Source organism: Streptomyces sp. S063 (assembly GCF_002832675.1).
GTDB lineage: Bacteria > Actinomycetota > Actinomycetes > Streptomycetales > Streptomycetaceae > Streptomyces > Streptomyces sindenensis.
The window spans coordinates 5,171,187-5,183,255 of the sequence record NZ_CP021707.1 but is presented as its reverse complement, the minus strand read 5'-3'; the positions used below and the strand labels follow the sequence as shown (position 1 = coordinate 5,183,255).

General features: G+C 70.2%; 9 protein-coding genes, 2 tRNA genes and 1 pseudogene. 4 read left to right on the top strand and 8 right to left on the bottom strand.

Features of this window, described 5'->3' with window-relative positions; genetic code table 11:
• Positions 1 to 35 precede the first annotated feature (35 nt).
• Both hisN and CCZ36_RS24080 read left to right on the top strand, forming a co-directional pair.
• Positions 36 to 836 carry a histidinol-phosphatase gene (hisN, locus tag CCZ36_RS24085; protein ID WP_069737523.1) on the top strand — a complete coding sequence of 267 codons (801 nt, stop codon included), beginning with the start codon at positions 36 to 38 and terminating at the stop codon, positions 834 to 836.
• Between the two features lie 194 nt (positions 837 to 1,030).
• On the top strand, positions 1,031 to 1,435 hold the full coding sequence (locus CCZ36_RS24080) for a CBS domain-containing protein (protein WP_128818535.1): 405 nt from the start codon (positions 1,031 to 1,033) through the stop codon (positions 1,433 to 1,435).
• Positions 1,436 to 1,513: 78 nt separating this feature from the next.
• Here the strand turns inward: CCZ36_RS24080 and CCZ36_RS24075 are convergent, their stop codons facing one another.
• Complete coding sequence (locus CCZ36_RS24075; protein WP_069737521.1) at positions 1,514 to 2,965, bottom strand: catalase; 1,452 nt, start codon at positions 2,963 to 2,965, stop codon at positions 1,514 to 1,516.
• A gap of 164 nt (positions 2,966 to 3,129) precedes the next feature.
• Between CCZ36_RS24075 and CCZ36_RS24070 the strand changes: the two genes are divergently transcribed.
• Positions 3,130 to 3,549, top strand: coding sequence for a Fur family transcriptional regulator (locus CCZ36_RS24070; protein WP_069737520.1), 420 nt, complete (start codon positions 3,130 to 3,132; stop codon positions 3,547 to 3,549).
• A gap of 119 nt (positions 3,550 to 3,668) precedes the next feature.
• Here CCZ36_RS24070 and CCZ36_RS24065 read toward each other — a convergent pair.
• The 4 genes from CCZ36_RS24065 to CCZ36_RS24050 all read right to left on the bottom strand — a co-directional run bounded on the left by CCZ36_RS24065 (position 3,669) and on the right by CCZ36_RS24050 (position 9,235).
• Positions 3,669 to 3,742, bottom strand: a tRNA-Met gene (locus CCZ36_RS24065).
• A gap of 82 nt (positions 3,743 to 3,824) precedes the next feature.
• Entirely contained in the window at positions 3,825 to 5,897 is a 2,073-nt protein-coding gene (locus CCZ36_RS24060; RefSeq protein WP_128818534.1) for a tetratricopeptide repeat protein, read from the bottom strand.
• Positions 5,898 to 6,122: 225 nt separating this feature from the next.
• A tRNA-Met gene (locus tag CCZ36_RS24055) sits at positions 6,123 to 6,196 on the bottom strand.
• A 42-nt stretch (positions 6,197 to 6,238) separates the two neighbouring features.
• Positions 6,239 to 9,235, bottom strand: a complete 2,997-nt coding sequence (locus CCZ36_RS24050) for a UPF0182 family membrane protein (protein WP_128819713.1) — start codon at positions 9,233 to 9,235, stop codon at positions 6,239 to 6,241.
• A 135-nt stretch (positions 9,236 to 9,370) separates the two neighbouring features.
• Between CCZ36_RS24050 and CCZ36_RS24045 the strand changes: the two genes are divergently transcribed.
• Complete coding sequence (locus CCZ36_RS24045; RefSeq protein ID WP_234427770.1) at positions 9,371 to 9,931, top strand: PPA1309 family protein; 561 nt, start codon at positions 9,371 to 9,373, stop codon at positions 9,929 to 9,931.
• A gap of 87 nt (positions 9,932 to 10,018) precedes the next feature.
• On the opposite strand, the pseudogene CCZ36_RS24040 reads toward CCZ36_RS24045, so the two are convergent.
• The 3 genes and pseudogenes from CCZ36_RS24040 to CCZ36_RS24035 all read right to left on the bottom strand — a co-directional run bounded on the left by CCZ36_RS24040 (position 10,019) and on the right by CCZ36_RS24035 (position 11,990).
• A pseudogene (locus tag CCZ36_RS24040) lies at positions 10,019 to 11,130 on the bottom strand (YlbL family protein).
• 101 nt (positions 11,131 to 11,231) lie between these two features.
• On the bottom strand, positions 11,232 to 11,402 hold the full coding sequence (locus tag CCZ36_RS34865; RefSeq protein WP_164873541.1) for a hypothetical protein: 171 nt from the start codon (positions 11,400 to 11,402) through the stop codon (positions 11,232 to 11,234).
• 126 nt (positions 11,403 to 11,528) lie between these two features.
• On the bottom strand, positions 11,529 to 11,990 hold the full coding sequence (locus CCZ36_RS24035; protein ID WP_128818533.1) for a molybdenum cofactor biosynthesis protein MoaE: 462 nt from the start codon (positions 11,988 to 11,990) through the stop codon (positions 11,529 to 11,531).
• Positions 11,991 to 12,069 lie beyond the last annotated feature (79 nt).

Here is a 12,069-nt window from a genome sequence, read left to right as displayed (position 1 = left end):
AGCCCGCGTCCGGCGGCGCTGGATACTGTGGCGGCATGCCCGACTACCACGATGATCTGCGCCTCGCCCACGTACTGGCGGACGCCGCCGACGCCGCGACGATGGACCGGTTCAAGGCTCTCGACCTGAAGGTGGAGACCAAGCCGGACATGACGCCGGTGAGCGAGGCCGACAAGGCCGCCGAGGAGCTGATCCGGGGCCATCTGCATCGGGCCCGCCCGCGGGACGCGATCCTGGGCGAGGAGTACGGGGTCGAGGGCTCCGGTCCGCGGCGCTGGGTGATCGACCCGATCGACGGCACCAAGAACTATGTGCGCGGTGTGCCGGTGTGGGCGACGCTGATCGCGCTGATGGAGGCGGGCGAGGAGGGCTTCCGACCGGTGGTGGGCGTGGTCTCCGCGCCCGCGCTGAACCGGCGCTGGTGGGCGGCGAAGGGCGCGGGCGCGTTCACCGGCCGCAGCCTCACCTCGGCGACCCGGATGCACGTGTCGAAGGTGGGGCGGATCGCCGACGCCTCGTTCGCGTTCTCGTCCCTGGCGGGCTGGGAGGCGCAGAGCCGCCTCGACGGCCTTCTGGACCTCACCCGGGCCTGCTGGCGGACGCGGGGGTACGGGGATTTCTGGCCGTACATGATGGTCGCCGAGGGTTCCGTGGACATCTGCGCGGAGCCGGAGCTGTCGCTGTGGGACATGGCCGCGCCCGCGATCGTCGTCCAGGAGGCGGGCGGCCGGTACACCTCGCTGGACGGGGAGGACGGTCCGGGCGGCGGGAACGCGGCGGCTTCGAACGGCCTCCTCCACGACGAGCTGCTGGGATATCTCAACCAGCGCTACTGACCCGTGCTCGGCGACGCCGCTGAGCCGTACCGCCCGGCGGCGCTCGCCCTCGCGCGCGTGCTCGCGCACTCCCCCGGCGCACGCCCGCCCACCCCTTGTCGACCCGCTCCAAGGGTGCAACTCTGAGAGTCCGTTCACTTGTGAACTTGTGAATCGACTCACAGAGTCGGCTCACCGAGGAGGTGGCTCGATTCATGCTCGTCCGTGACGCCATGAGCACGGTGGTCCTCACCATCGGCCCCACCCATACGCTCCGACAGGCGGCCCGGCTGATGTCGGCCCGCCGTGTCGGGGCAGCTGTCGTCCACGATCCGGACACCTGCGGGCTCGGCATCATCACCGAGCGCGACATCCTCGACGCGGTCGGATCGGGGATGGACCCCGACCGGGAGACCACGTCCGCCCACACCACCACCGACGTGGTGTTCGCCGCCCCGGCCTGGACGCTGGAGGAGGCCGCGGAAGCCATGACGCACGGAGGGTTCCGGCACCTGATCGTGCTGGACGGCGAGGGCCCGGTGGGCGTCGTGTCGGTGCGCGACATCATCCGCTGCTGGGCGCCCGCCCGTCGGCGCACGCCCGCGGCGGCGGCCGGCTGACGCCCGCCGGGGCCAGAACGACCGGTGGGCCGGACCCCCGCGAGGGGATCCGGCCCACCGTCGACGGCAAGCGTCCGGTCAGCCGCGGAGGGCCTGGACCGCGGCCTCCAGCCGCTTGCCGAAGTCGCCGTCCGCCTGGCGGAAGTTGTTGATCGCGCGCTCGGCGATGTCGTCGCGCGAGACCTTGGCGATGAACCCGGCGAGGTTCTCGATCAGTCGGCTCTTCTCGTCCTCCGACATCAGTCGGTAGAGGTCGCCCGCCTGGACGAAGTCGTTGTCCTCGGCGTGGCCGGGCGCCTCGGTGCTGCCGGTGGCGCCGGTGACCGGAAGCGGCTGCCACAGCGGCCGGTCGGTCTGGGAGGGTCCGCCGAAGCTGTTGGGCTCGTAGTTCTTGGCGCCCTTGTGACGGCCGTCGTAGAGGTAGCCGTCCCGGCTGTTGGTGCGCGCCTCGGTGGCGTGCGGGCGGTTCACCGGCAGGTGGTCGGCGTTGATGCCGACGCGGTAGCGGTGGGCGTCGCCGTACGCGAACAGGCGGCCCTGGAGCATCTTGTCCGGGGACGGGCCGATGCCCGGCACGAAGTGCGCGGGGCTGAAGATCGACTGCTCGACCTCGGCGAAGATGTTCTCCGGGTTGCGGTTGAGCTCCAGCTTGCCGATCTCGATCGGCGGGTAGTCCGCGTGCGGCCACACCTTGGTCAGGTCGAACGGGTTGAAACGGTACGTCGCCGCGTCCGCCGCCGGCATGATCTGGACCTGCACGGTCCAGGACGGGAAGTCGCCGCGCTCGATCGCCTCGCGCAGATCGCGCTGGTGGCTGTCGGGGTCCTCACCGGCGAGCTTGTTGGCCTCGTCCTGGGTGAGGTTCTTGATGCCCTGATCGGTCTTGAAGTGGTACTTGACCCAGAAGACCTCGCCGGCCTCGTTGTTCCACTGATAGGTGTGCGAGCCGTACCCGTTCATGTGGCGCAGCGTGGCCGGGATGCCTCGGTCGCCGAAGAGCCAGGTCACCTGGTGCGTCGACTCGGGCGACAGGCCCCAGAAGTCCCAGACGTTGTCCGCCTCCTGCGAGCCGGTGTACGGGTCGCGCTTCTGGGTGTGGATGAAGTCGGGGAACTTGATGGCGTCCTTGATGAAGAACACCGGGGTGTTGTTGCCGACGAGGTCGTAGTTGCCCTCCTCGGTGTAGAACTTCAGCGCGAAACCACGCGGGTCGCGCACGGCGTCGGCGGAGCCGAGGTTGCCCGCGACGGTCGAGAAGCGCAGGAAGGTCTCCGTCTGCTTGCCGACCTCGGAGAGGAACTTCGCCCGGGTCCACTGGGAGACGTCGCGGGTCAGCGTGAAGGTGCCGTACGCGCCGGCGCCGCGGGCGTGCACGACGCGCTCCGGGACGCGCTCGCGGTTGAAGTGGGCGAGCTTCTCCAGAAGCGCCTGGTCCTGGACGAGAACGGGACCGCCGGGGCCCGCGGTCTCACTGTTCTGGTTGTCGGCTACCGGCGCGCCGGCCTCCGTCGTCAGCGGTCCCTGCGTCACGTGCGCCTCCTGCGTCGTATCCCTGCACAGCGGTCAAATCCTGTACAGCCCTGTCCCTTGGCCAATGCCGTTATCGATCCTACAATGGACAATGTCTAAGTCAAGCGAGCATCCAAAGTCACACCCGATCGGGACTCGATCCCTCCACTGTTAGGCTGGGCTGCATGAGCGACCTGCTGGAACGACTTCGTGGACGCGGCTGGCGCATGACGGCGCAGCGGCGTGTCGTGGCCGAGGTCCTCGACGGGGACCACGTACACCTGACGGCGGACGAGGTCCACGCGAGGGCCGTTTCCCGGCTGCCCGAGATCTCGCGCGCCACCGTCTACAACACCCTCGGCGAGATGGTGTCCCTCGGCGAGGTGCTGGAGGTCTCCACCGACCGCCGGGCCAAGCGCTACGACCCGAACGCGCACCGCCCCCACCACCACCTGGTGTGCGCGCGGTGCGGCGCGATCCGGGACGTCCACCCGGCGGGCAACCCGCTGGCGGACCTGCCGACGGACGAGCGCTACGGCTTCACGGTCTCCGACGTCGAGGTGACGTACCGGGGCATCTGCCCGACCTGCGCCGCCACCGCCTGAGTCGGCCGCCTGCCCGAGCATGTCCGGGGCCGCCTGTCGCGACAGGCGGCCCCGGCTCTCTGCGTGTCCGAACATGACGAAGGCCCGGATCTCCATGAGATCCGGGCCTTCGTCTTCAGTAGCGGGGACAGGATTTGAACCTGCGACCTCTGGGTTATGAGCCCAGCGAGCTACCGAGCTGCTCCACCCCGCGTCGTTGAATGCAACATTACGTCAACGGGTCGGGCAGCGCAAATTCATTCAAGCGGCCCCGGACGGCCTCCGTGCGGTACCCGTCACGCGGTCAGCTCCTGGTGCAGCGCCTCACGCAACCGCGCGGCCCGCTCGGCCACCTCGGCCGGGCCCAGCTCCATCGCCCGCGCACACCAGCGCTGCCCCTCGGTGAGCTCACCCCGGCGGGCGGCGAGGAGTGCCAGGCGCAGAGCGGCACGGCCGTGACCGGCGCCGGCCGCGCGGGTCCACCACAGGGCGGCCTCGCGCTCGCTGCCCTCGCGGGCCAGCAGCAGCCCGAGGTTGAAGGCCCCGTTGCGGCTGCCCGCCTCGGCGGCCTCCCGGTACCAGTGGGCGGCGCTCTCCACGTCCCCGCGGGCGGCGGCGAGCATGCCGACCCGGACCTGGGCGCGGCGGTGGCCCTGCTGGGCGGCCCGCTCGTACCACTCCTCGCACTCGGTCTTCTCCGGCATCGGCTCACCCAGCGCGGGCGGGCCCGGCGGCGGCTGGCGTGCGTCCAGCACCCCGGCCAGCCGGAACGCGGCCTCGGCACTGCCGCCGCCCGCGGCGCAGCGCAGGTGCCGCTCGGCCTCCTGGTCGTCGCCGTCGCGCAGCAGGGCCATGGCGACCTGGAGCGCCGCGTCGGTGTGCCCGGCCGCCGCCGCGCGCTCGTACCAGCCCAGCGCCGTACGGTCCTCGTCGCGCCCCGCGTGCAGGATGCCGAGGTTGAAGGCCGCGTCGACGCTGCCCGCCTCGGCCGCCTTGGAGAACCAGGGCTCGGCCCCGGCGTGGTCGCCCGCCTGGAGGAGGAGCACGGCGAGCGCGTTGGCGGCCTCCCGGTGTCCCGCGTACGCGGCACGGCGGTACCACTGCTCGGCCTGCGGGATGCGGTCCTGCGCGGCGCAGAGCAGCCCGAGGTTGTACGCCCCGTTGACGTCACCGGCGTCCATGGCGGCCCGGTACCAGCGCTCGGCGGTCTGCTGCTCACCGCGTGCGGCGTGCAGCGCGCCGAGCGCGTTGGCGGCGTTGCCGTCGCCGTCCTGGGCGGCGCGCAGCCACCAGACGGCGGCGCTCTCCTCGTCGCCCGCGTCGCGCAGCAGGAAGCCCAGGGCACAGGCGGCACGGGGCTCACCGTCCTTGGCGGAGGTGAGGTACCAGCGGCCGGCCTCCTTGAGCTCGCCGCGCTGCTCCAGGATCGCGCCGAGGTGCAGGGCGGCACGCCGGTGGCCCCGGGCGGCGGCCTGGCGGTACCACTGCTCGGCCTCGCCGACCCGGCCGGCGGCGGGGCCCGCCACGGGGCTGTCGCCGTCGACCGCACTCTTCCCCCCCGCGGGGGCCGCTGCCCGGGCGTTCCGTGCGGGCGCGGTCGTCGCACCAGGGAGGTCGAGGCCCGTTCCGCTTCCGCCGGACGTGGCATTCCGTCCCAGGCCGAAGGCCTCGTGCGGGTCCTCGACGGCCTTCCGCTCCAGGGCGCGGGCCAGCCGGTAGGCGGCCTCCCGATGCCCCTGCTCGGCGGCGGCGCGCAGCCAGCGCTCGGCGCCGACGTCGCTGCGGTGCTCCAGGAGGTCGGCCAGCGCGTACGCGCCCAGCGCGTGCCCCTGCTCGGCGGACTGGCGCAGCCAGTACTCCGCACCGGGTTCGTCGCCGCGCTCGCGGAAATGCCGGCCGAGCGCGTGGGCGGCCGCGGCGGAACCGGCCACGGCGGCGATGCGCCACCAGCCGGCGGCCTCGTCCGGGTAGCCGCGCTGGTGCAGGAGGACGCCCAGGTTGTTCGCGGCAGCCCGGTCCCCGTCGGCGGTGGCGGCGCGCAGATACCGCTCCGCGCCGTCCAGTTCGCCGCGGCGCAGCAGCAGCGCGCCCAGAACACTCATGGACGCGGTGTCGCCCTCGTCGGCGGCACGGCGGTGGCGCGCCTCGCTCTCGGCACTGTCCGCGGCGTCGATCGCGTCCGTGGTGTCGTCGTCGGACGGGGCTGCGGCAACGCCCGTGTCGGCGGCGCCGGTCCGCTGGACCGGTGCGCCCGCCCCGGCGATGGCAGCGGCGAAAGCCGCGTCTACCGCGCTTTCCGCATCTTGGCCGCGCTGCTGCACAAACCGCCCTGTCTCCAACAGAGTTGCCCTGTCCCCCATAAATACCATCGTCGCACCACCTGTAACCCGCGTACACCTGGTATATCGCGGCCAGTGAGGTCACTACAGCGTTTTGTCGACATGCCCACAGGGAGACAAGTCAAACACGCCTGGAGGCAACTGCTGTCCAGCGAACCGCACTTCACGCCCTCGACCCGGGACCGACACGGCCCGCACACACAACAGACACGACGAAGGCCCGGATCTCCATGAGATCCGGGCCTTCGTCTTCAGTAGCGGGGACAGGATTTGAACCTGCGACCTCTGGGTTATGAGCCCAGCGAGCTACCGAGCTGCTCCACCCCGCGTCGTTGTGGTGAAACCATACCACGACGCGGGGTGGGTCTTACTCAGCTGCCCTGGTCGGAGGCCTGCTCGGCCGAACTGTCCGGCTTCGCGTCACCTTCCGGCTTCGCGTCACCTTCCGGCTTGGCGTCGCCAGCCGGCTTCTCGGCTCCGTCGGCCTTGTCCCCTTCGCTGCCCGCCTTGGGCTGCGCGGCGGCGGCTCGTTCCAGGGCGTCCTGGAGAGCCTCCTGGGCCTTGCCGTAAGCCGGCCAGTCCTGCTCCTGGAGCGCCTTCTCACCGTCGGAGTACGCCTTCTGGGCGTCCGCGATGGCCTTCTTGAGAGCGGCGCTGCCGGTGGCCGGGGGTTCGTCGGTCTCGCCCGGGGGCGGGTCGTCGGAGTCCGGCGGTGGCGTGGACCCGTCGTCCTCGACCCCGAAGACCGCGTTGAGCGCGTCCTTGAGGTTGTTCTCGAAGACGATCTTCGAACCGTACGAGGCGGCGACCTTGCGCAGCAGCGGGTAGTTCTGGTTGCCACCGCGTGTGTACACCGGCTCGATGTAGAGGAAGCCGCCCTCCAGCGGAACCGTCAGCAGGTTTCCGTACTCGATGTCCGAGTCGGTGCCCTTGAGGTTCCTCACGAACTCGGCGACGTCGTCGTTACCGTTGAGCTCACTCTGTACCTGGCCCGGGCCCTTCACCGTGGAGGTGACCCGGAGCAGCCGCATGGTGCCGTAGTCCTTGCTGGCCGCGTCCGCGTTCACCGCCATGAAGGCCCCCAGGTTGGGCCGCCCTCTCGGTGTGAACGTGGTGGTCAGCGAGAACTCCTGCTCGCTCTGGCCCGGCATCTTCATGCTCAGGTAGTACGGCGGGACGGAGCCCGGCTCCTTGTTGGTCGGGTCGTCCGGCACCTGCCACGCGTCGGAGCCGCTGTAGAACTGCGCGGGATCCTCGACGTGGTAGCGGGTGAGCAGCTCGCGCTGGACCTTGAAGAGGTCCTGCGGATAGCGCAGGTGGTCCATGAGCTCCTGCGGGATGTCACCGCGCGGCTCGACCGTGCCCGGGAACGCCTTGCGCCAGGTCTTGAGGACCGGGTCCTCGGTGTCCCACTCGTAGAGCTTGACCTTGCCGTCGTACGCGTCGACGGTGGCCTTCACCGAGTTGCGGATGTAGTTGACCTGGTTCTGCTGGGCCACGACCGCGCGCTGGTTGGTGGTCAGCGAGTCGGCCGTGGTGTCGCCGAGCGTCGTCCGCGAGGCGTACGGGTAGCCGTTGGTCGTGGTGTACGCGTCGACGATCCACTTGATCCGGCCGTCGACGACCGCCGGATAGGCGTCGCCGTCGATGGTCAGCCACGGGGCGACCGCCTCGACGCGCTCCTTGGGCGTGCGGTTGTACAGGATCCGCGAGCCGTCACCGATGGCTCCCGAGTACATGATCTGCGGCTCGCTGAAGGCGACCGCGTACGCGGCACGGTTGAAGGAGTTGGAGAGACTGACCCCGCTGTCGCCCTCGTAGCTGGTGGTCTTCTCGCCGTCCTCCTCGTAGTCGAGCTCCTTCTGGGGCCCGCCGACGATGGAGTACTGCTCGGTCTTCTCGCCGTAGTAGATCCGCTGCTCGTACTTCCCGAACTCACCGGTGGAGGGCAGGCCCGACTCGGTGAAGTCCGGGGACCCCGTCGGGTTGGTGCCGGTGGTGGTGCCTCGGGCCGCGATGGCGCCGTAGCCGTGGGTGTACGTGAAGTGGTCGTTGATCCAGTTCCGCTTGGGGAGGCCCTGGATGTTCAGCTCACGCAGACCGATGATCGTGTCCTGCTCCTTGCCGTCCTTGTCCTTGTAGCGGTCGACGTCGAGCGTCGTCGGGAACTGGTAGTAGTTCCTCCGCTGCTGGAGCTGCTGGAAGGCCGGGGAGACGACGTTGGGGTCCATCACGCGGTAGCTGGCGGCGGTGTTGGCCGCGGCCCGCAGCTTGCTGTCGTCGCCCGTGGTCGCCTGACCGTCGTAGTCGTCCACCTTGGCGTCATCGATGCCGTACGCGTCGCGTGTGGCATCGATGTTCTTCTGGATGAACGGCGCTTCCTTGGCCTGCTCGTTCGGCTGGACCTGGAACTTCTGCACGATCGCCGGGTAGAGCCCGCCGATCAGGATCGCCGAGAGCACCATCAGGCCGAAGCCGATGACCGGGAGCTGCCAGGTGCGGCGCCACAGCGTCGCGAAGAACAGCACGGCGCAGATCGCGGCGATGCAGAACAGGATGGTCTTCGCCGGGAGATAGGCGTTGGCGTCGACGTACCTCAGGCCCGTCCAGTTGTCCGTGGCCTTGAAGTCACTGGACTTCACCGCCAGCCCGTACCGGTCGAGCCAGTAGGCGACGGCCTTCAGGGAGACGAAGATCCCGAGCAGGACCGAGAGGTGGCCGGTGGCCGCCCCGGTGGCCCGGGCACCCGGGCTGGTGATGCGCAGCCCGCCGTACAGGTAGTGGGTCAGAGCGGCGGCGATCAGCGAGAGCACGGTCGCCGCGAAGCCGAAGCCCAGCATGAAGCGGTACCACGGCAGGTCGAAGGCGTAGAAGGCGACGTCCAGCTGGAACTGGGGGTCCTTCTGCCCGAACGGCGTGCCGTTGACGTACATCAGCCACGTGCGCCACTGGCCGGAGGCGGAGGCTCCGGCGATCAGCGCGACGAGCGCCGTGACGGCGAGCAGCACCCACTTCTTGTAGGGGGCGATGCTCATGCGGTAGCGGTCCAGGCTCTGCTGCTCCAGTGACATCGCGCTCAGCGGCGGCCGGAGCCGGTGCGCGAGCCAGATGTTCACGCCGATGGCGATCGCCATCAGCAGTCCGAAGACGAGGAACAGCCCGATCTTGGTCCACAGGGTGGTGGTGAAGACGGATGAATAGGCGACCGACCTGTACCAGAGCCAGTCCGTCCAGAACCCCGCGAACATGACGAAGGCCATGGCGAGAACCGCCAGGACACCCAAAGTCATGAGCAGGGTACGGGCGCGCCGGGACGGGCGGCCGACTCTGATCCGTGGCCCGGTCGGGCCTCCGCCGCGGTCCGGCATCTGGAAAGCCAACGTGCGCACCTCGAAGTTCGCGGTCGTGTGAACAGGCCCAGCGATCCTAGAGCCCACCTATGCAACTTACGGAAGCTTTACCTAGTTCCCGTTCCCGGGGCGGAAGGAGGCAGGATATTGCCCATGCCCAACGTTTCCCCCGCAGGACCCCCGATGGCCGCGAGTCCGCTGACCGTCGCCGTCCTCGAAATCGACGCCTATGCCTCCAGCCTCGGCTGGGACCAGCCCGCCCGGCTCTTCGCCCTGGTCGACACCGACCGGCTGCGGACCCAGGAGCCCGGACTCGCCGCCCAGCTGGGCCTGGAGGACCCGAGTTCCTCGGTCGCCGCGCTCACCCCGATCGAGCAGGACGAGCTGCCTCCGGGCACCGCGCTCGACGACTTCCTCGCCACGATCGCCTGGCCCGACGCCGTGGTCGGCTGCGCCATGACGGTGGAGCGGCTGATGCTGCCTCCGTCCGCCGAGGCCTCCGTACCGGAGAAGCTCAGCGACAAGCAGCTGACCGCGTGGGTGGCCAAGCACCCCGACCGGCAGGAGGTTCGGATGACCGTGGCCGTCCTGCGGGACGGGGCGCGTGAGTCCGCCGTACGGCTGCGGGAGAAGGACTCCCCGACCGAGGTGCTGACCGGCGCCGGCCTGGTGCCCGGCCTCGCCGAGGCGCTCGCGGCGACGTTCGAGTCCTGACCGGGCCGCCGCCCGGGGCCGTCGGTCGGGTCCCGGGCGCGGCGGTCATCGGCGCGTGCCGGTCCTCCGGACCGGCGGTGCGCGCTGTCAGCCGGTCGAGCAGCTCGGCAGGCCGGCGGTCTTGCCGGCCTTGATCCGCTCCAGCGACTTCGTGGCGTCCCCGATGGTCTTGACCCGTACGAGGGTGAGCCCGTCCGGTGTGTCGGCGGCGGCCGAGGCGCAGTTGTCGTCCGGGGTGAGGAAGTAGCGGGCGCCGGCGTTGCGGGCGCCGACCAGCTTCATCGTGATACCACCGATCGGCCCGACGGTGCCCGCGTCGTCGATGGTGCCGGTGCCCGCGACGAACTTGCCGCCGGTCAGATCGCCCGGGGTGAGCTTGTCGATGATCCCGAGGGAGAACATCAGCCCGGCGCTCGGCCCGCCGACGTCCGCGAGCTCGATGTCGATCTCGAACGGGAACGTGTGGTCCGTGCCGGCCCTGATCCCGACGATCGCCCGGTCCTTGCCCTCCTCCCCCCGTCCTCGGCGGGGGGAGCCTTCACGGTCCTGATCGTGACCTTCTCGCCGCCCTCGGGGGCGCGGCCCGCCTTCTCGGCCGCGGCGGCCTCCTTCGCCGGGACGATGGTGAAGGTGACGTTCTCGCCGGGCCGGTGTTCGGTGACGAGCTTCGCGACATCCTCGGGCTCCTTGACCGCCGTACCGTCGACGGCCTTGATCACGTCGCCCGCGTGCAGCTTGCCCTCGGAGGGGCTGCCCTTGACCACCGTGGAGACCACCACCTGCGTGGAGACCGGGATGCCCAGTTCCTTCAGAGCGGCCACCTTGGCGCTCTCCTGGGACTGGCTGAACTCCTCGGCGTTCTCCTGGGTGGACTCCTCCTCGGTCTTCCCGTCCGGGTAGAGCGTGTCGTGCGGCACCACGACGCTGTCGTGGGCCAGCCAGCCGTGGACGGCCTCGAAGATGTTCATCCGGTAGTCCGCCCCGGTGACGCGGACGGTCGTCATGTTGAGATGGCCGGACGCCGGGTACGTCTTGCGACCGGAGATCCGCAGGACGGGCTCGCCACGTGCCTCGCCGAGCGTGTTGACCGTCGGTCCGGGGGACATCTCCGAATACGGCACTTTGATCAGCACGCCTGCGCAGAGCAGCGCGATGAGGACGAGAGCGGAGGCGAGCATCGTCGCGGTGCGGCGTGGCATGGAACGACAGTACGGGAAGGGCCTGTCAGTGCACCGCCGGGGCCGGTCCGTACGAGGCGACCGGAACGCGGCGGAAGGTGGTCACGCGGCGTGCGTCGGTCTCAGAGAGCCTCGGAACCGGAGTGCGATTTCTCCATCGCGTCACGGAACCTGGCGTAGCCGGCGAGTTCGGTGACATCGCCGATCGTGCGATTGCGGGCTGCCCAACTCGCCCATATCGCACCACCGACAGCAGCGATAAGTGGAATCAACAGCCAAGCGAGTGCCGCCATCACGACCTCCCTACCCCATGAGCGACCGGATGCCCGATCAGCAGATTAACGATCCGGAAGACCAACGCTCGTGGCGGGGGTGCGGTTACGCAAATCGGGGCTGATGCGCCCCGGTACGGTTTGCGCTCAGCAGGCTCCGACCCACTCCTCCGTGCCGTCCGAGAAGCGCTGGTGTTTCCAGATGGGAACCTCGTGCTTGAGGTCGTCGATGAGCTTGCGGCAGGCCTCGAAGGCCTCGGCGCGGTGCGGGCAGGCGACCGCGACGACGACGGCCAGGTCACCCACTTCCAGTTCACCCACTCGGTGGACGGCCGCCAGGGCGCGGACCGGGAAGTCGGCGACGATCTTCTCCGCCACTCGGCGCAGCTCGTCCTCGGCCGAGGGGTGGCAGGAATAGCCGAGCGCGCCGACGTCCTGACCCGCGTCATGGTTGCGCACGGTGCCGACGAAGAGCGCGATGCCGCCCGCCGCGTCGTCGCCGACGGCGCGGAAGACCTCGTCGACGGAGAGCGGGGTGTCCCGGATCGCCAGCAGCCGGACGGGGTCGACTGCCGCGTATTCGCCGGGGTGGTCGTGGGTGGGTGCCATGCTCCCATCGTGCCGTACGGCTCCGACATCCCGGAATTGCCTCTTCTACCGGCGGCCGGGCGGCCGGTTTGGAGCCTCC

Excerpts from the sequence above, each read along its gene's own strand:
- CCZ36_RS24080 (WP_128818535.1), top strand. The coding sequence starts at position 1,031 with ATGCTCGTCCGTGACGCCATGAGCACGGTGGTCCTCACCATCGGCCCC.
- hisN (WP_069737523.1), top strand. The coding sequence starts at position 36 with ATGCCCGACTACCACGATGATCTGCGCCTCGCCCACGTACTGGCGGAC.
- CCZ36_RS24050 (WP_128819713.1), bottom strand. The coding sequence starts at position 9,235 with ATGCCGGACCGCGGCGGAGGCCCGACCGGGCCACGGATCAGAGTCGGC.
- CCZ36_RS24060 (WP_128818534.1), bottom strand. The coding sequence starts at position 5,897 with ATGGTATTTATGGGGGACAGGGCAACTCTGTTGGAGACAGGGCGGTTT.
- CCZ36_RS34865 (WP_164873541.1), bottom strand. The coding sequence starts at position 11,402 with ATGGCGGCACTCGCTTGGCTGTTGATTCCACTTATCGCTGCTGTCGGT.
- CCZ36_RS24045 (WP_234427770.1), top strand. The coding sequence starts at position 9,371 with ATGCCCAACGTTTCCCCCGCAGGACCCCCGATGGCCGCGAGTCCGCTG.
- CCZ36_RS24035 (WP_128818533.1), bottom strand. The coding sequence starts at position 11,990 with ATGGCACCCACCCACGACCACCCCGGCGAATACGCGGCAGTCGACCCC.
- CCZ36_RS24070 (WP_069737520.1), top strand. The coding sequence starts at position 3,130 with ATGAGCGACCTGCTGGAACGACTTCGTGGACGCGGCTGGCGCATGACG.